This is a genomic window from Serratia sp. EC4 (genome assembly GCF_059652115.1).
Genome location: NZ_JBNIDE010000012.1, coordinates 36,633 through 52,972, shown reverse-complemented (window position 1 = coordinate 52,972; position 16,340 = coordinate 36,633). Strand labels below are relative to the sequence as shown.

At 53.1% G+C, this 16,340-nt stretch carries 17 protein-coding genes and 1 pseudogene; 2 read left to right on the top strand and 16 right to left on the bottom strand.

Features of this window, described 5'->3' with window-relative positions; genetic code table 11:
- Nucleotides 1-5: 5 nt before the first annotated feature.
- From ACP39K_RS22685 to ACP39K_RS22665, 5 genes are read right to left on the bottom strand one after another with little or no spacing between them, the layout of a single operon-like run.
- Nucleotides 6-728, bottom strand: coding sequence for a DUF2786 domain-containing protein (locus ACP39K_RS22685; RefSeq protein ID WP_497008860.1), 723 nt, complete (start codon nt 726-728; stop codon nt 6-8).
- Entirely contained in the window at nt 728-2,464 is a 1,737-nt protein-coding gene (locus ACP39K_RS22680; protein ID WP_497008858.1) for a ParB family protein, read from the bottom strand. Before ACP39K_RS22680 ends, ACP39K_RS22685 begins: the two co-directional genes overlap by 1 nt.
- Before the next feature lie 2 nt (nt 2,465-2,466).
- Nucleotides 2,467-3,816, bottom strand: a complete 1,350-nt coding sequence (dnaB-PI, locus tag ACP39K_RS22675) for an SPI-7-type island replicative DNA helicase (protein WP_497008857.1) — start codon at nt 3,814-3,816, stop codon at nt 2,467-2,469.
- Nucleotides 3,809-4,474: a hypothetical protein gene (locus tag ACP39K_RS22670; protein ID WP_497008855.1), complete on the bottom strand. Its 666-nt coding sequence runs from the start codon at nt 4,472-4,474 to the stop codon at nt 3,809-3,811. Before ACP39K_RS22670 ends, dnaB-PI begins: the two co-directional genes overlap by 8 nt.
- The gene (locus tag ACP39K_RS22665) at nt 4,471-5,388 is read right to left on the bottom strand and encodes a ParA family protein (protein ID WP_497008853.1); all 918 of its coding nucleotides are present in this window, start codon (nt 5,386-5,388) and stop codon (nt 4,471-4,473) included. The genes ACP39K_RS22670 and ACP39K_RS22665 overlap by 4 nt, the downstream gene beginning before the upstream one ends.
- A 217-nt stretch (nt 5,389-5,605) precedes the next feature.
- On the opposite strand from ACP39K_RS22665, the pseudogene ACP39K_RS22660 reads away from it, so the two are divergent.
- A pseudogene (locus tag ACP39K_RS22660) lies at nt 5,606-5,880 on the top strand (YdhR family protein).
- 384 nt (nt 5,881-6,264) lie between these two features.
- On the opposite strand, the gene ACP39K_RS22655 reads toward ACP39K_RS22660, so the two are convergent.
- From ACP39K_RS22655 to ACP39K_RS22605, 11 genes are all read right to left on the bottom strand, one after another.
- The gene (locus ACP39K_RS22655) at nt 6,265-6,549 is read right to left on the bottom strand and encodes a hypothetical protein (RefSeq protein ID WP_497008852.1); all 285 of its coding nucleotides are present in this window, start codon (nt 6,547-6,549) and stop codon (nt 6,265-6,267) included.
- A gap of 116 nt (nt 6,550-6,665) precedes the next feature.
- Nucleotides 6,666-7,211: a helix-turn-helix transcriptional regulator gene (locus ACP39K_RS22650; protein ID WP_033638931.1), complete on the bottom strand. Its 546-nt coding sequence runs from the start codon at nt 7,209-7,211 to the stop codon at nt 6,666-6,668.
- Nucleotides 7,212-7,383: 172 nt separating this feature from the next.
- Nucleotides 7,384-8,190, bottom strand: coding sequence for an MrpH family fimbial adhesin (locus ACP39K_RS22645; RefSeq protein ID WP_147881906.1), 807 nt, complete (start codon nt 8,188-8,190; stop codon nt 7,384-7,386).
- A gap of 117 nt (nt 8,191-8,307) precedes the next feature.
- The gene (locus tag ACP39K_RS22640) at nt 8,308-8,796 is read right to left on the bottom strand and encodes a fimbrial protein (RefSeq protein ID WP_048796221.1); all 489 of its coding nucleotides are present in this window, start codon (nt 8,794-8,796) and stop codon (nt 8,308-8,310) included.
- A gap of 12 nt (nt 8,797-8,808) precedes the next feature.
- Complete coding sequence (locus ACP39K_RS22635) at nt 8,809-9,312, bottom strand: fimbrial protein (RefSeq protein ID WP_227944634.1); 504 nt, start codon at nt 9,310-9,312, stop codon at nt 8,809-8,811.
- Between the two features lie 50 nt (nt 9,313-9,362).
- A complete protein-coding gene (locus tag ACP39K_RS22630; protein ID WP_033638933.1) occupies nt 9,363-10,019 on the bottom strand; it encodes a fimbrial protein in 657 nt (218 codons plus the stop codon).
- A 20-nt stretch (nt 10,020-10,039) separates the two neighbouring features.
- Nucleotides 10,040-10,570, bottom strand: coding sequence for a fimbrial protein (locus ACP39K_RS22625; RefSeq protein ID WP_048796220.1), 531 nt, complete (start codon nt 10,568-10,570; stop codon nt 10,040-10,042).
- A gap of 31 nt (nt 10,571-10,601) precedes the next feature.
- Nucleotides 10,602-11,357 carry a fimbria/pilus periplasmic chaperone gene (locus tag ACP39K_RS22620; protein WP_497008881.1) on the bottom strand — a complete coding sequence of 252 codons (756 nt, stop codon included), beginning with the start codon at nt 11,355-11,357 and terminating at the stop codon, nt 10,602-10,604.
- 17 nt (nt 11,358-11,374) lie between these two features.
- Nucleotides 11,375-13,915, bottom strand: coding sequence for an outer membrane usher protein (locus ACP39K_RS22615; RefSeq protein WP_048796219.1), 2,541 nt, complete (start codon nt 13,913-13,915; stop codon nt 11,375-11,377).
- 46 nt (nt 13,916-13,961) lie between these two features.
- Entirely contained in the window at nt 13,962-14,495 is a 534-nt protein-coding gene (locus ACP39K_RS22610) for a fimbrial protein (RefSeq protein WP_033641324.1), read from the bottom strand.
- 96 nt (nt 14,496-14,591) lie between these two features.
- On the bottom strand, nt 14,592-15,131 hold the full coding sequence (locus ACP39K_RS22605; protein WP_033638936.1) for a fimbrial protein: 540 nt from the start codon (nt 15,129-15,131) through the stop codon (nt 14,592-14,594).
- A 469-nt stretch (nt 15,132-15,600) separates the two neighbouring features.
- Between ACP39K_RS22605 and ACP39K_RS22600 the strand changes: the two genes are divergently transcribed.
- On the top strand, nt 15,601-16,302 hold the full coding sequence (locus ACP39K_RS22600; protein WP_227944635.1) for a winged helix-turn-helix domain-containing protein: 702 nt from the start codon (nt 15,601-15,603) through the stop codon (nt 16,300-16,302).
- The last annotated feature ends 38 nt before the right edge of the window (nt 16,303-16,340 follow it).

The window sequence follows — 16,340 nt, the reverse complement described above, 5'->3', positions numbered from 1 at the left end:
AATGTTCATGAATTGCGTCCTCCCAGATAACCAATGCCAGTGGTCACAGCCCCCTGAACACCCTGGTGTAAACGGGCGTTCTGGCCTGCTTCGAATCCACGTAAACGGGCAATATCATCACCGCGGCAGGTTTTCGGGGCGCGCGTCTGCAACTCCCCCATCTTTTGGCTTTCCAGCCAGGCTCCCATCAGCTTGCATTCCTGTTCAGTAACGGTAAACGTCGTGATGACTCTCCGGACGCCGGCAACCCAGCCGGCACGAAACTGCACTGCTCGGGCGCGGCGCGTGCTCATTTTCAGGCGCTTATTCTGGGTTTTCAGGTAGTCTGCAGTCGCATCTTTCAACTGCCGGCTCAGCACATCGAACGCATAAGCCGCAACGGCCGGCCGCTCACTGAAGCCGTAGAACGTCACGTTGCGGCGCGGGCCCGACGCGGTATCCCGCCAGGAAAAATACAAACGGCATCCAAAGGCGCGGGCAATCGCCCACGCCAGCCCGGACATCCATTCAGGCAGTTTTTGTTTCGCTTCGGAAGGTGCTCCCCGGCTCGGTGCCGTCTGAATAGAGGAAAGGCTGGCCTCCAGCTCGCTGATGCCGTATTTCTCCATCAGTTTTTGCGCCCGGGCTAACGCCAGCCCTGCCTCATGCGCATTGCTGTTGCTGCGGGCCAGCTCAAGCAGTTTGCGCACCAGTTTCACCAGGCGTGCCTGTCGTTGTGAATGGCTCATCAGACTGCCTCCTCTGTTTCAGGTAAGTCACGCTGCAGTTCACGCAAACGACGCAAAACGCGAATAAGGCGCATCAATTTCACGGCATGGACGTCGTCAAGCAAAGGCCAGTCAGCCGCATTTTCCGAACCGATAAGGGCTTCATTGAGCGAGCTGGATGAGGCACCGTCCGGGTTGTTGCCGGCAAGGGTCAGGAGTAACGCGGTAAAGCGAGAGGGACGTTCGGCAGTCAATGCGTAGCCGGCAGCCTGCAAGTCGGCTTTATCGGCTTTGATTTCCGCCTCGCAGCCCGCCACTTCGGCCAGTTCGAATGCCAATCGGAAGGTGATCACCTGCAGGTGCTCGATATCATCCTGCAGGGCAGAAATAGCCCAAATGGAGGAGACCGGCTCAAGTCCTACCTCGGCAAAAGGCACCTCTGCAACAGGGGTTACACCTTGCTTTGGCTGTGTCACGGTATTGCTATGAGGGGCTGTCGACTCATGAGGGGCCGGCAGGGGGACGGTGGTATTCTCACCGTCTAAAACCGTTTCAACGTCCCCCGACAACACAGAAGGCGCACCATATAAGTCAGGCTGAGTTTCAACACGGCGTTCAGTTTGAGTTGCAGGCGTTTCCTCTTCCTGAGCGTTCTGTGATTCATCATCGGCATCTCCCGTTGATTCATGCAACGCGCTGTCCAGCACCAAAGAAGAGCTTTCTCCCTGTACTTCAGGTACCGTCGGTCCGCCGATATTTCCCTGCTGCAGTGCTGACGCCAGTTCGACAGTATTGCCTTCGCCTGACAACTCAGGCGTTAATGCCGGCTCAGGCTCACCGAGGTGCTTGCGCCAGTTTTGCTCTTTGGGATCGAGCTCCAATAGCCAGCGGTCATAATTGAGCAACGGGTGTGGCAACGCGTTGATGAGCGCACCAATCAACTCATCACGGAACATATCCAGCGAATAGTCCTCGGGCGAATCAAAATGGCTGCATACATCACCGAAAACGGTATCAAATGGCTGCTTTGGTTCTTGGGTAATACAATGCTTCTGCCACGTGGTTTCTGCATGGGATCGCATAGCCAGCAACTGCAGAATTTGTGGACGCCCCAGGCCTGTCTCCAATAAGTGAGGCATATAGGGATACAGGTACTGCACCGCATCCTCCATCCGACTGATACTGGAATTATGGACGGGGTAACCTTGTGCGGTAAGAAGTGTCGAGAGTTCACGCAGTGAGACGGCTTTCCCCAACTCCGCTTCATATAAAGCCCGGGCCTGTCGAATGCCAAACGCTTTTTCAATGAAGCTCAGATCACCACGTACCTCATTCTCGGCAAGATGACCAATCACGCAGGATAATCGTCCTGGCCAGGGCTTGAATACACAAGAGAAGCGATAAAACCGTTCTTCTCCCGTTTCCTGCCAGAGCTCGGAAAGAATGGCATAACGCGTATTCCCTCCATCACTGAAAAAATACCCCAGCTCTGGACGTTCCGGATCACGAGTCACCTTCGGTACCGTATCGAGACCTCGAGCTAGAATTGATGACTTAATTTCCTCATATCTCGGGTTACGCGAGGTTCGTGGGTTATCCGGATTCGGGTTCACTTCATCCAGGGTCAATACCAACGGCATTTCACTGACAGGGGTTTCCGCCAGCACAGGAGCTAAAGGTTGTGTGCCTGCTGCAGTCTTGCCCTGCTGGAGCAAAGCGCTGTTCAGATCGAGGATCTTGGTTTTAGTACGCGCCATAGTTACGCCCTCCCCGAGTATTGGTCATACTGACCATCGTGGAAGTCACTGAACGCGGTGAATTGCCCTTCAAACTTGACGCGAACGGTGCCCGTTGCCCCCTGACGCTGCTTACCAATGATAATTTCTGCCGTGCCGGCATCATCAGAGTCAGCGTAATAAACCTCATCCCGGTAGATGAAGGCGATCACATCGGCATCCTGCTCCAGCGCACCGGAGTCTCGCAGGTCACCATTAAAGGGACGTTTGTCAGCACGGCTTTCCAACTGACGGTTCAGCTGAGATAGCGCCACAACAGGACAATCAAGTTCTTTGGCCAGCGCTTTCAGACTGCGGGAAATTTCTGAAATTTCCTGAGTGCGATTTTCCTGGCCTGGGCAACGCATCAGCTGCAGGTAATCGACCATGATTAAACTCGGATTACCATACAACCGGGTATAGCGCCGTGCCCTGGAACGCAGCAGTGCGGGGGTCAAATACGATTCATCGTCAATAATCAGGCGGTTTTCCAATGGCAACAACCGCTCCATCGCTTTGGAAATACGCGCCCAATCTTCATCATCCAATTGGCCGCTGCGCAGCCTTGAAAGTTCAACCCGCCCGTCAACAGCAATCAGGCGTTGGAGCAACTGCTCGCGCGGCATTTCCAGACTAAAGAAGAATGCCGGTTTCTCCGTGCCTCGAAGTGCGCCGGTGAAGGCGCTCAACGCAAAGGCGGTTTTGCCCATTGACGGCCGTGCGGCAAGCAAAACCAAATCCCCCGGCTGCAAACCACACGTCATCACATCAAGCTCTAAGAAGCCAGTCGGGGTGCCTGTGATCCCATTACCGCCATTCACCGTCTCCAGATAAGTCACGACAGCATTCAGCCCATCGGTCAGGCTGACATTCTGCTGTGACAGTGTGTGCTCAGAGAGCTGGAACAATTGCTGTTCTGCCCTTTCGGTCAGGGCGGCAGAATCTGCGCGGGGATGAGCAGCATCAGCGCTCAATTCACGCCCGAGCTGCAACAGCCTACGCAGTCGACTGCGTTCAGCGACAATCCCGGCATAGGCGACAATATTGGCAGCGCTCGGTGTGTTTTTAGACAACTCCGCCAGATAGGCAAAACCGCCAACCTGTTCGAGCTCACCGTTTTGTTCCAGTGATTCATGGAGCGTAATCAGATCGATCGGCTGCTGAACAGCCATCAAGCGAGCCATGGCCTGGAAAATGCGACGATGTACCGCCAGATAAAAATCACGATCTCCAACTAATGGCAGAATGTCATCCCACCGCTCGTTATCCAGCATCAAGCCGCCGAGAACGGCCTGCTCGGCATCTGAAGAATAAGGAATATGCATATCAACCATGACGCACCTCCGCTCCTTCACCGTCAGTTGTTAACGGGTGCCCAAGAAAAGTCGGGCAGCAAGAACAACCCCCCATCCTGGTTTCACGATTGACCTTAAGCCAACTGCATGGCTTGCTGTTTTTATCCAGGCAAGCGTGGTCATCTGTACAACCGCACCCTACGCAAGTTGCCTCTTTTAGGTGTGTATTCTCGGCATCGGCGCCACAGATGTACTCAAGAACCGCGGTGGCCTCATACGGAGCCTCGGCCATTTCGTGAAGACATTCGGCATCATAGAAGCTGGCAGCATGATTGATTTTTGCCATCATCAACGCATGCATTTTCAGCATGCGGCGCAGCGCATTCTCCGTGGTTTCCAAATTACGGTTAAGCACATTGACGTAAGCCAGTAGCTGTGGTGCTGCAGCGGCCAGATAACCATTAGCCCGTTGCTCCTCAAGACTTACATCACGGCTCCCACCGTTATCCGACCAGTGCTCAAGCCCAAGTTTTTCCCAGTCTGGAACAATCGCGACATTAGGGATTTCCACATGCTCGAAGCCGTTGACATCCACGACAGTGACACCATCGCTATAGAGTTCAAGAACCTGCCAGGGTGCAGGTGCGGCTAACTCGCGCTGTTCATTAAGAAAGTTCACTAGCTGTTCAATATTCATTGATTTGCCTCCTGACGCAGAACGTCGAAGTCGGCAACCCAGTGAGGAAACAACTCGCAGGCCAGCTCATACATAGTGTCAGCAGCAGCGAGCGTTGATGTACGGGTGGTGGTTCTTTCGAGACGATGAACAGGTTGGCCGGAAGCATGCCCCATTTTGTAAATTTCAAGCTTGGGGATGATGGTGTCGAGAAGGGAGACGTCGAAGGTATCTGCACGCAGATACTGCCCGTTTGCGATAATGCCGCGCAGACTGTTCAGGGTCTGCCAATCGAGATTCGTGTACTCCATGCAGTTCGTCAGAATACGGATTCGCGGTAACGCAATACCGTAGCTGGTCAGCGGCAATAATCCCTCCATCAACCCCAATGTGCCACGCAGAAACTCACGCGTATCCGGCAGTATAGGCTTGATAACACCGACAGCGAACTCCGTACTGGCGACAAGAATGAGTTCAAGCATCACAGACGCCGCACCTTTGGAGTCAATGACGATAACGTCGTACTCGTTGAACAAAGGGTGCTGCAGAACATTCTTCAGCCGCATACGACCATCAGGGGCATGCAACATGGCGGAAGATAAACGGTCGTGGGGATCGTTGGAAACGATGATGTCTAAATTTGGGATAACAGAACGGGAAATGATTTGCTCAGGGTGATTGAGATCGACAGTCTTCATCAACAACTCATACAAACCATTGGGTGCTTCATATTCCAGGGAGAAAATACTGCTTGCGGTAGGTTGGGAGTGGTCACCATCGATGAGGAGAGTCTTTTTACCTGCATCAGCAAGGAAGCCGGCAAGGTTGGCGCTTTGAGTGGATTTACCTTCGCCCCCTTTGGTTGAGACCATAGGGATAACATGAGGCTTAGTACTGTTAGAAACAGTAGCGGCTTTTGTGACGATATTTTCCATGTGTACACTCGAATAAAGTATTCGATGAGTACAAATTCGATGCAGAAACTAATTTCACACTGCGATAATTCAACTTGCTAGCGAAGAGAGGATTGAAAATCCCCGTGTCCTTGGTTCGATTCCGAGTCCGGGCACCATATTCAGAAGAACCCGCCTATGGCGGGTTTTTCGCTTTCTGGGGTACGGACTCTCATCGAACTACGTTCGATTATGCGGTCTGAAGACCTCACCCTGCGGGCCAGCGCTCAAGCGCTGTTCAACACGGCGCCAGGCCGGGCTGGCCCATTCCATCGCCGAAGAAACGGGTTTGATTTGGAAAATCAGTCAGTTGGGGAAGCCGGCGGCGTTTATCTGTTTCGCGATCTCGCCAGCGCCGAGGCTTATCTGGCGATGCACAGCGCTCGCCTCAAGAGCTTCGGCATCGTTGATATCAACGCAAATATCTTCGCCGTCAATGAGCCCTTGTCGCGCCTTAATCGTTGGCCGGAATAGCGCTGCCACTATGCCGGTGAGAGCGGTGCATTAGCACAATGCCTTACCGCGGGAGACTACATTCGCCAAAAGCACAGTCTCCCGCTGCTATCTGTGGCTGATTAGCCGAACCACCCGGTGGTAAAAATCTTCTTGAATGGCCAGCCGCCTTTTCCGCATACGCTTCGCATGCTGATAAAAACAATAAAGACTCAACGCCAGTAGCCCGAGCGCCAGATAAAACAGATCCACTTCACCGTCCTTGGGTTTATTCAGCAGACATCGAGAGCTAACGCACCCAAATAAATCACTAATAAAAGTACGCCTGTCGTTAATGTGATGCAGGAGTTAACGGCAAGACACAAAAAAGCAGGCGATTATCTCCCTGCTTTTTCGCCTGACGATTTATTGACAAATGGCGGCATACTTCTTCATAAACGGTGAGCTGCAAAGGGATATAATTCTGTCGTTCTTTTCTTTCTCTTTAGGGTTTGCCGCGCCGTTATTTTCCCCGATGCACTGTCCGGCGTTCTGGCCGTTGCCCGGTATACACTGGCCGATATTGCTATTGCCTGCGCCATTGGTGCTGCCCTGATTCCCTTGCACATGTTGATTGCCATTAAAACCGGCCTGCGCATAGGAGGCCACCAAAACGCAGGCACCAATCAGTGAAACAATCATTCTTCCCATGAATTAATCTCCTTTATATTATTAACCAGCTCTGAGTGAACTGCATAACTATGAACAAGCATCTGGTCCGAGGAGAGAATAACAAATTTCAGCGAAGAGAATATCCCTCATCAAAGTTAGGAATATTCTCCCTCATAGGATAACAGCCAATAAATAAAGTCATGGCTCCGATTTAGCATCAGCTTACTCATTATGGAACGCTTATGGCTATGCACCGTTTTGACGCTCACTCCCATTATTCTGGCAGCCTGTGATTGATCAAGGCCGCTTCTCAGATAATTCACCACCTGGCGTTCGCGGCAGGTAAGCTTACAGCGCTCAAGCTGGCCTGCAGAATGCGCGCCCTCCAGCATCTCGCTCAGCAGTTCGAACAGACGCTGGCGATCGTCGGTGCGATACAGCACTCGATTCGCTTTCGACGCGGCAAAATATCGCTCTTTGATGGTGACGACAGGCGCCGCCGCTTCGCTATAGCCGGTTCTGCGCCAGCGCTGGGCGCGCCGGCTCGCGGAAGCGATCACCACATCCGGCTGCACCGCACCGCCGGGCGCTAAAAAGCGTACTGCCTGATGGTTGGCTTGCGCATATTGCATAATGCTGTACCGCAGGCCGGCGGCAAAATAACGGTTTTCGTCATCAATAAGAAAACTAATTGACTTCACTATATATCCCTCCTGGCGTAAAATAGCACCTCACTCATTTGGCAAAGTGTTATTTTAAATTTAATATTCTTGTTGATTTATATTAAACCATTATGTGACCTTGAAAGCATTTGATTATCTAAAACTGAGGTGCTGTAACACCATTCTAACACCCCCACAAAGTTATCTGATTTTACGGCAGACCCAAGATAATAACGCTTGACCCCTGAAAATCGCCTGTCGCGCCGGTATATCCACTTAAGGTGGAAGAGAGCGTAAACGTTTTTCCAGACGGACCAACCACGTCACTATATCCCTGCCCCAGATCGGTACCATTCACTTTTAACTGACTTTTTAACCCACCACCAAGAGACAATTGCCCCTGGGAATTTTTTGACTTAATCGCTAAATTAAAGTCATTGTTGCAGGTCACATGAATTGGTTTACTGACGGTATTACCGTTAACCGAGTCGCCACTTAAGGAACCATGATTAAGCTCAATATAAGGCTCAGTAATACTGCAAAAAGTTGGCAATATTTCAGTTTTAGGACACTCCGATACGCCACCGGGCACTGGAACCATCGATGCCGTGCTTGGTCCAGTGATAACGTAATATCCAATATAAAAACAATAATCAATGTATGGATACCAAGCGCTACGCCGAATTTCTTTATTCAAATATCCCTGCTCCCTAAATACTCTAGCCAGCTCCCCCATAGTCCGCATATCAGAAACCCTATCCGGCATGGGAAAATTGTCGTCGTAAAAATAGGCGCCATCACGAATCCCATAAATTCCCAGCATACACCCCATACCGGAAGTCCTACATCCGAAAAGTATATTCTTAGCTGGGTCATCCTCATCCCAGCGGATGACTTTCACCTTAAATATTTTTTGCTGTGGATAAAGTTTTATATCCATTTCCCAGGCAGCTCTTACTTGATTAGTTATTAGCAAGAGCGTACTTAGCATAATAATGCATCTTACGACCTTTTTCATAAGCCCTCACAAAATCATATAAATTAGTGAATACAAAGAATATCGCTTATCATTGATTACAAGATGAAATTTAACTGACACCTAGTAATATAAGAGGCCTACCGCAAGAAAAATCCCTTACTGATAATCAGCCTGTAAGGTCGCCGTGGCGGAAAACGCGCCCTCGATCAACGTCGAGCCCGGCTTGGCTATCGGTACCGCCTCCAGCAGCGGTAAATCACCGGGTACAATGTTTAACGGCGTATTGATAATAAATGGCGTATTATTTTGGTAAATTCGGATGCCGAGATCGAGTTTATTGGTCTGTAGCGCGGCGCGCTCAAAGCTGACGCCACCCTTTAACGTCAACGTCATTTGCCAGGGCAAAGCGCCGCGTTCACAGGTGATGCTATAATCAATAGTCTGGCGATAATTCTTCCCATCAACCTTATTCACCCCCACCCGGTCACCGAAATCGACATCAATTTTTTTTCCGCCGTTAATCGTGCAGGGCGGCGGAGCAATAAGCCCGCCGCGAAACGTCATGTTTACCCCTTCAGCAGCCTCAAGGGAGACATATGGCGCTACCAACAAAAATAAATAAACCGCTGTCACGTTCTTATTCATCTCTTATCCTTGCTATTGATAATCGACATACAGCATGGCGGAAGCGGTAAATTCTCCCGTTTTTAAATCGGCTCCACTCTTTTTTACCGGCACCGCATAGAGATCGATAAGATTGGGATAGTTAAAATTCACCCAGCTGTTGATCGGCAACTTCTTTCCCGGCTGCTGCTGTTCAAAGGCGATCCCTAACCCATCCCTGCTGGTTCTTAATACCGTGCCGTCATAGACCGCACCATCCCCTTTAATTTGCAGCTTCATGGCGTTCTTAGCCTGCTCATCACATTTCAGGCTATAATCTATTTTCTTGCGATATGCATCCCCATCAATACGGGTGGTCATGATCTCGTCGCCAAAATTCACGTATATCTGCTGCTTCTCGTTCAATATGCAGGGCAATGGCGCCATAATCGTCACTTTAACCGTTATCGGTGTTTCTGCATTGCCATTGCCCCCCCATAGCATGCCCGTGAACATCAGCAGGCAAGAAAGCTCTCTTCTACTTAAACGCGTCTTCACATGTCCTCCTTGCCTGTTCCGCCGCATTGGGCACGCTATTTCCACCGTGCTTAGTCATAACTAAGGTTAAAATCTATTCTTGCCTGATAAACTCCAGCTCTTAGCGGCGACAGCGTACGTTCAGGAATAATCGTGTAGGTTAAAACGTCGGTACCCGGCTTTACCCATAGCGGCGCCCCTCTGCTGCCTAAACGGGCATCCCGGCCGTATTGATCCAACAGTCGAAGGCCAAACCCCGTGGCCCCCGCCACTCTCACCAGGTGCGAATCATCTTTATCGGCCGGCGCCTTAAAGCTCACCCGCACCGCAGGCTGATCCGCCGCCCAACTCAGCGCTCCGGTTCGTTCATCCCGGCTGGCAGCCCGAGAGTTCAGACAGTCGCGCAGCCGCAGCTCAAACTGCACCGATGTGCCGCGATCGCCCAACTGGGCCAACCGCCCTGTAGTCACTTCGCCCAGAGCAATGTCCTGCCGCGCGCTGTCCATCTCCAGACGACAGGCATTTACCGCCAACGAACCATGCACGTAGAGCACACCGTTAGCCCCCTCTACTTCCCAGTTGTCCACCGCCTGCGCCGCCGGCAACAACCACAGCAGCGCGGTCAGGCTCAGCGGCGCCATCAGCGCCAACCCGCCCAGCACCGCGTAGTAGCGCAGCTCGGCACACAGCTGCCGCCTGTCGTCCGTTATCAATCCTTTACCTGCCATCCGCCGTTCTCCTTGTCGGTTTATTCATATTCCAGGCCAAAGGTGGCGACGGCGGAAAATGCGCCGAGACCGATGCTCTTTTGTGCGAGCGCCGTCGGCTCACCCTGCACATAAACCTGCAGGGCCAGGCTAGTGCTGCCGCTGGCCAGCGTCATCTCCTGACTGGGCTTATTGAGCGCCACCGGCTTACCTTCCGCCGTTTCCAACCCCAATGCGATACCGCTGGCCTGGCTGCCGCCATCCAGCGCCAGCAGGTCAGGCAATTCAAGACTCTTATTGCCGCTGAAGGTTATCTTTACCGTTTGACCGAGACTAAGATCGCAATCTTGCAACGTCAGAGTAAACGGCTTGGTCGGCGTACGGCCATTGGCATAAAGGTACTTGTCGATGACCGTGCCAAAATCCAAACGGATGTCCTCATCTCCCGGTTTAAGCGTGCAAGGCTCCGCCACCAGCGCACCGTGAAACAACATATTGTCCGCCGCCATCACCGATCCGGCTGCCATCCCTGCCACCAGCGCCAGCACACATCCCAGTCGCTTGCTCTTCATGCCGCCTCCTCCCGCTCAACGCCCTGGCGTATTACTCCGCCGCCTTCTTCTCTGGCACCACCGTGCAGGCGCTGCCGCTGCAGTTGAAACTTAGCGGCGGCCGGCCGCCGTAGTCGTTGATGTAGGTCAGCACCGGGCTGTTGCCCACGCTGCCCGCGCTTACCGTTAACGGCGTGCTACCCTTCGGCGGCACCATAAACGGCTCGAAGCCTTTGGCACCTTCAACGCCCTTGCGACTGGCGGCATCTACAATAGTGACGTAGTACGGCGTTGGGTTGTTGACGATGTACTTGTCACCCTGCTTGCTCAGCGTCAGCTGTTCCTGCCACGGCGCCGCGTTGCGTTCCGGCGCGATCGCCGCCGGGCGGTAGAACAGTTTGATACGCGTCTGCAATGCAATTTGCAGCGAGTTCGGTTTGTTGCTCTTCGGCGGGATCTCGCGCAGGTTGAAGTAGTACAGCGTCTCGCGGTCCTGCGGCAGCATTTTCGCCGCCGGCAGCGCCTGGATCTTCACCTGACTCGGCTTGCCCGGTTCGATGCGCTGCACCGGCGGCAGTACCGTCAGCGGGCTCTGGATCTTGTTGCCCTGCTCATCCTCCAGCCAGCCCTGGGCCAGGTACGGCAGCTGCTTGTTCTGATTGCTCACGCTCAGGCTCACCGACTGCACGCTGCCATCGAAGATCACTCGGGTACGGTCCAATGCGATGGCTGCCTGCGCCGTCGGTGCCAGGACGCCGGCCAATAAAGTGGTCGTGGCCAACAGACCGATAACATTACGTTGCTTCATCATAAAAACTCCTCAATTCAGTGTTCTTCGCCGTTCGCACCGGCGCTTAATGCCCGGCACGGCAGCAGTAAATTCGTCGCCAACATCTCAGCCGGCAGCGGCGTCGGCATTTGCACCTCACACTGCACGGCGCCGTCCCAGCGCACCGTCATGCGCTCGCCGGCGTTGATGCCGCTCAGGTAGACGCTGCCGCCGTCGTTGACGATACCGGTCTCCTGTTTACGGGCATTCAGCACTGTCGCGCCGAACGGCGGTTCACTGCCGTCCGCCAGCTTGATCACGGCCATCGCCTTCTCCCCGGCGATCACCGCAAACTTGCGGTAACCGATGGCGCCTTCGGTCAGCGTCGCCTGCACCACCGATTTAATCGCTTCGGCGTTGTCGCCCAGCTTGTCCAGATCGATGCTGGCGTTGTTACGGTAGTAGCTGTTGATATCCGTCACCACCGCCTTGCCCCAGCGGTTGCTCGCCACCGCGCTGCCGTAGCCGCGTACCGGCACCCCGGCCACGCCTTCGGTATCCAGCAACAATCGAGTATCGCCCGCCCTGCTGGTGCGGTGCAGCGCCCCGCCTTCCGCAGTCAGCGTCATGCCGCCCTGTGCCGACAGGCCGAATGCGCTGTAGCGGTCCTGCTGGTAGCTGGCGTTGGCGCTCATCCGTGCCAAATCACCGTCGCGGTTGTAGTAGCCGCTCAGATTAGCGCCGCTGCGCGAACCGCCGGCGCTGATCTGGTAGTTGCTGCGATCGTCGATGCGATCGTAATACCCCACACGGTGGGTATTGTCGTCACGGTTCAGCGTGGCGTTATAGCTCAGCGTGGTGCCATTACCCCACGGCACCGAGAGCCCCAAATACATGCCGTCGTCATTGCGCGCGTTGTAGCGGTTGCGGTAGGCCGACAGCGACAGGCTCAAGCTCTTGATGTTTCCCACATCGAAGTAACGCGACAGCGTCAGGTTGTAACGATCGTTGGCCGGCCGGTCCCAATAGGTCTGGTGGCTGTAGTTGAGGTAGGCACTCAATCCCAGATCGCGCAGCTGCTGATTGTAGGTGATGGTGTACATCTCCTTGCTGCTGCCGTACCGCTGCCCGTATCTACGGGCGTTCAGGTACTCGCCCATGCTCATAAAGTTCTGTTCCGAGAAGCGGTAGCCGGCGAAGGTCACCTGGCTGTCCAGCTCGTCGAAGCTTTTCGAGTAGCTGAGGCGGTACGAACCGCCGCTCAGCGTCTCGTCGTTGTACGGCAGTTTGGCGCGCGACTGGGTAACGTCGAATGACAGCGCCCCCAGCAGCAACAGATCACGCCCGATACCCAGCGCCAGTGCGTTATAGTCGCCACCGAGTAACGTACCGCCATACAACGACCAACCGTTGCTCACCCCCCAAGAGAATTCGCCGGTGCCGAACATCGGCCCCTGGTAACGGTGATCCATGTCCGACGGCTTACCCGCCACCAGCTTGTAACGTAGCGAACCGGGCCGCGTCAGGTACGGGATGCTGGCGGTGCTCATTTTGAATTCCTGCACGCTGCCGTCCTGCTCCTCCACCCGCACGTCCAGTTCACCGGAGACCGCATCGTTGAGGTCCTGAATGCGAAATGGCCCTGCGGCTACGGTGGTTTCATACAGTACCCTGCCCTGCTGACTGATGGTCACCTTGGCGTTGCTCTTCGCCACCCCGGTTACCTCCGGCGCGTAACCGCGCAGGTTGGGCGGCAACATGCTGTCGTCGGAACGCAGGCTCACCCCACCAAAGCGGAAGCTGTCGAACACCCCGGAGTCCAGATAGTCTTCACCCAGAGTCAGCTTGGAACGCAGCGCCGGCACGGCCCGATAGGCGTAATAACGGCTCCAGTCCAGCCGCTTGTCCGTCGGCTGGCCGGAACCGGTCTGGTGGCGCAGGTTCGCCTGCCAGTCGGCACGCAGCCGCCAGGCACCCAGGTTAGCCCCCGCCGTACCGTTGCCACTCAGGCTGTAATCCTGCGTGCCATATTTCAGCTGGCGCTGTGTCTGCGCGTTCAGGTTGTAGTCGAGCAGCATGCCGGGAATGCCTTCGTCCCAGCGCGCCGGCGGATCCCAATCCTCCGAGACATAATCCAGGTAGGCCTGGGGGATGTTCAGGTACAGTGCCGAGGTGGCCAGATCGCCACGCATTTCCATCCCCGGCAGGCTGGCCTCGTCCAGACAGGCCCCCTCACGCCACCAGGTCAGCTTTTTGAGCATGTCGTCCTTAATGCCCAACTGCTCGACCAGCGCTGGCGTAAGGCAGGCGCGGCTGCCGTTGGCATCGTCGTCCGGAGCATAGAACGCCACCGATTGCTCCGGCAGATCGTTCTTGTTGACGTGCACCACCATGCTGTAGCTGCCGGGCATAATGAAGCCGCCACGCGAAAACTGGCTCAGATCGATATTTTTACGATCGTTGACGTCCAGCACATCGGTATTGAACTGAATCTCCTCCGCGTTAGCGACAGGCGCCCAGACGCTCCCCAGCGCCAGCGCCACACCGGTGCTCAGAAGATGAAAACGAAACGGCTTCCCTGCAGGCAAAAACATCATGTCCACAACCTTTTATTTATTAGAGTCCTTGTAAATAACGCTCGCCTCAGTAGTAATCCATTTTGAAACGCACCGCGGAGAAATAGTCACCCGCTTTTAGTGGCTGGTTATTGCCGATTAACGTCATGGCGTAATTCAGGCGATAACTTCCCGGAATAATATTCATTGGCGGCATAGGCGCACCCGGCCTGGCTATATTTCCGGCGGCATCAGTGATTCTCAGTGCTATTCCTGAAGCCTCGCCTTTTACACCGAATAATTCACCGTCGGCAAAACCGTCAAAGGTGACTTGAAATTGTTTCCAGTCCGGCAGCGTTTTATCTGCTCGCTCCAGTACGCAATTCACTAATTCAATGCTGAACGGCACCGCCCGCCCCTGCCCGTCGCGAATAATATCGGCGAAAGGAACCATTTCCATATTGATTGTTTGTTCGCGACTCTCTGTGGCAATGGCGCAGGCAGTATCGAGAATAGCTCCTTGCATATTGACGCGCCCCCAGCCCTGCGAGGCAGAAATAGCCTGTGAGCTAAAACCTAACAACGCGCACAATAGGCAAGGTGCCACCGTTCCTTGTCTCATCATGTTCTCTTCCTTCCCTGTGAAGTAACGGGGTCTAAATGGCATGCGGGTGATCCCGCATGCCCGATAATCAGACGTCCATCATTGGGAGAATGATTACTGGTAAGCCAGGGTGAAGTCGGCAACAGACTGGAATTCGCCAGGAACAACCCCGGTAGAAGCATTAACGCCCTGCAGGTAGGCGGCGAAGCTCAGGGTGTTGGCGCCGTTTTGCAGCGTTTGCGCATTGGTTTTCGTACCCAGCACGATGTCGTTGCCGGAGCCGTCGGTGATAGCGATGCCCGCACCCTTAGCAGTACCGGTAATGCCCAGCAGCTTGCTGTCAATGGCGGAAACGGCGCCGGTGAAGGTCAGAGAAACGGTGTTGTTCTTGCCAGGAACAGCAGTTGTCAGCTCGCAGTTTTCCAGTTTGATATCAAAGTTGCGCGGGGTAGATTTACCGCCGTTTTTCAACGCCACGTTAGAGATCGCACCCAATTCAACGGTCTGATCCATTGACTCAGGAGAGATAGAGCAAGGCGCGTCGATAATAGAACCCGAGAAGGTCACTTTACCGTGGCCCTGGTCTGCCGCGTTAGCCAGAGAAGAAACACCAAAAGCCATAACGGCGGCCAGCATGATTTTATTCAGTTTCATAGAGATCCCTTACATTCCTTAGTAAGTAGTGGAGAAAATTAAATCCTTAGAGTCACATCTTCAACGCACCGTATTATTTCTGGGCGTAGCTTCCGTGGCTAATACGTTGCGTTTCCGCACCCCGTATCAGTGGAAACAAATTTACACTCCCCATTACAAAAATGGAATGTTATGTCGTAAAAATACAAAAACACAGTTTATTATATAAATTAAACTCATTTATATAGATTTTAATGCCAAGAATTATCATTTAATTATCTATATTTATTTTAATTCACTTGTATGCATACAACTATTTCACACCAATTATAGAGAAAGAGAGAAAAATCCTATTTACCACCACCCCAAGGGATTGAAAAAAGCGCAAGCAGGTCTCAGAATAATCTCTCGACAGGAAAGTTGACGGGTAAATGAAATGATTTTCATTATAAATGAGAGCATCCTCTATAACGAGGAGGAAGGCACATTGATGCATATCGATAATGCCAGCAATAAAGTAGCTTTACTTAAACCGACCAGCAGATTGCTTTCGTTGTTTATTCGTAATAACGACAAACTGCTGCTACGAGAGAGGTTGCTTAATGACGTTTGGGTTGAACATGGGCTGAAAGCCTCCAATAACAACCTGAATAATTACGTTTCCGGCTTACGCAAGTCATTGGCGCAGTTCGGCGCGGAGGATATTATTGTCACCTATCCCCGTCAGGGGTTCAAATTTAATGCCTTAAGCATTCAACAGATGGATATAAAAACAGATGAGATTAAAAGTAATGATTATAGCGAAACCGAAATAGCCTCAACGCCGCCACCGAAGGCTCGGTTGCCTAACTTTCGTCGCTCGGCGCAGCGTTTAATTATGATTATGGCCGCTTGTTTAGTGCCGTTTGCCGCGATTGTGCTTTATCAAAACAGCACGCGCATCAGCGTTTATCCGCTGGGCAATGAGCAAAATTGCCAAATCTATACCATGCGATTAGGCAGCGGCGACCTGGCAAGCATTAAGCGAGAGATACGGCAGGCTGGATTCAACTGTCAATATCAGGCGGATGTCTATTACTATGACAACATGCGTAATGACAGCGCCGAAAAAGAAGAGCAATGGTTAACCTATTGTCCGCGAGCCAGTAATAGCCCTTGTATTAACAATTACATCAATAATAAACAGCCTTAACCTTGCGCCATTTATCCCCAGGGCCAACGAAACAAATG

Excerpts from the sequence above, each read along its gene's own strand:
- ACP39K_RS22685 (WP_497008860.1), bottom strand. The coding sequence starts at position 728 with ATGAGCCATTCACAACGACAGGCACGCCTGGTGAAACTGGTGCGCAAA.
- ACP39K_RS22680 (WP_497008858.1), bottom strand. The coding sequence starts at position 2,464 with ATGGCGCGTACTAAAACCAAGATCCTCGATCTGAACAGCGCTTTGCTC.
- ACP39K_RS22620 (WP_497008881.1), bottom strand. The coding sequence starts at position 11,357 with ATGAAGCAACGTAATGTTATCGGTCTGTTGGCCACGACCACTTTATTG.
- ACP39K_RS22655 (WP_497008852.1), bottom strand. The coding sequence starts at position 6,549 with ATGGGAAGAATGATTGTTTCACTGATTGGTGCCTGCGTTTTGGTGGCC.
- ACP39K_RS22645 (WP_147881906.1), bottom strand. The coding sequence starts at position 8,190 with ATGAAAAAGGTCGTAAGATGCATTATTATGCTAAGTACGCTCTTGCTA.
- ACP39K_RS22615 (WP_048796219.1), bottom strand. The coding sequence starts at position 13,915 with ATGATGTTTTTGCCTGCAGGGAAGCCGTTTCGTTTTCATCTTCTGAGC.
- dnaB-PI (WP_497008857.1), bottom strand. The coding sequence starts at position 3,816 with ATGGTTGATATGCATATTCCTTATTCTTCAGATGCCGAGCAGGCCGTT.
- ACP39K_RS22630 (WP_033638933.1), bottom strand. The coding sequence starts at position 10,019 with ATGGCAGGTAAAGGATTGATAACGGACGACAGGCGGCAGCTGTGTGCC.
- ACP39K_RS22625 (WP_048796220.1), bottom strand. The coding sequence starts at position 10,570 with ATGAAGAGCAAGCGACTGGGATGTGTGCTGGCGCTGGTGGCAGGGATG.
- ACP39K_RS22610 (WP_033641324.1), bottom strand. The coding sequence starts at position 14,495 with ATGAGACAAGGAACGGTGGCACCTTGCCTATTGTGCGCGTTGTTAGGT.
- ACP39K_RS22665 (WP_497008853.1), bottom strand. The coding sequence starts at position 5,388 with ATGGAAAATATCGTCACAAAAGCCGCTACTGTTTCTAACAGTACTAAG.
- ACP39K_RS22605 (WP_033638936.1), bottom strand. The coding sequence starts at position 15,131 with ATGAAACTGAATAAAATCATGCTGGCCGCCGTTATGGCTTTTGGTGTT.
- ACP39K_RS22670 (WP_497008855.1), bottom strand. The coding sequence starts at position 4,474 with ATGAATATTGAACAGCTAGTGAACTTTCTTAATGAACAGCGCGAGTTA.
- ACP39K_RS22640 (WP_048796221.1), bottom strand. The coding sequence starts at position 8,796 with ATGAATAAGAACGTGACAGCGGTTTATTTATTTTTGTTGGTAGCGCCA.
- ACP39K_RS22600 (WP_227944635.1), top strand. The coding sequence starts at position 15,601 with ATGCATATCGATAATGCCAGCAATAAAGTAGCTTTACTTAAACCGACC.